Annotated in this window: 2 protein-coding genes; one reads left to right on the top strand and one right to left on the bottom strand. The window is 76.6% G+C overall.

The features are described 5' to 3' along the window. Positions 1–217: hypothetical protein (locus ACLWS4_RS37340; RefSeq protein ID WP_416876472.1), on the top strand; the 217-nt coding region annotated here is incomplete at its 5' end. Positions 218–279: 62 nt separating this feature from the next. Here ACLWS4_RS37340 and ACLWS4_RS37335 read toward each other — a convergent pair. Then, positions 280–551: hypothetical protein (locus ACLWS4_RS37335; protein ID WP_416876471.1), on the bottom strand; the 272-nt coding region annotated here is incomplete at its 5' end.

Raw genomic sequence — 551 nt, 5'->3', positions numbered from 1 at the left:
CGTCCTGACGCTGCGCTCGACCGCGATGGCCCTGCGCTCCGCCACCGAGGCGCAGCCCGGCCGGGCGGCACCGCACGTCCGCGAGCGGCTGGAGGCGGTGCTGGCCGAACACGCCGAGCGCTGCCGGCGGCGGCTGCGCATCCGGCCGATGGAGCTGCGCCGTCTGGTGGCGGTGCAGGCCTGCGCGGCGCTGGCGGCCGCCGCCCTCACCCGGTAGCCCCCGGCGCCCGGCCCAGGGTGCTTCGCTCCGCACGGTCGTCCGGCGTGGCCGGGGGCGGTTCACGACGCGCCCCGGGCCGCGCAGGACGGGCACGGCACGGCGGTGGCGTTCAGGACCGGGGGCGTCACTCCGTGGAGCCGGTAGACCGCTGCCGGGTTCCACGAGACGCGCAGCCGGGACCGGACGATGGCCAGGTGCCTGGCGACCGCGTGCTTCGAGAAGTTCCTGCTCCTGGCGATCTGCGTGCGGCTGTTGCCGTCCGCCAGGGCCTGGAACGAGGTCAGCACGGTGTCGGTGATCTCCCTCTTCAGCGTGGCCCGGCGCGGGACCA

Origin of the sequence: Kitasatospora sp. SC0581, from assembly GCF_048159585.1 — a bacterium.
In the GTDB taxonomy this organism is placed as follows: Bacteria; Actinomycetota; Actinomycetes; order Streptomycetales; family Streptomycetaceae; genus Kitasatospora.
The sequence above is the reverse complement of the archived record's forward strand: the minus strand, read 5'-3'. Positions and strand labels throughout refer to the sequence as shown.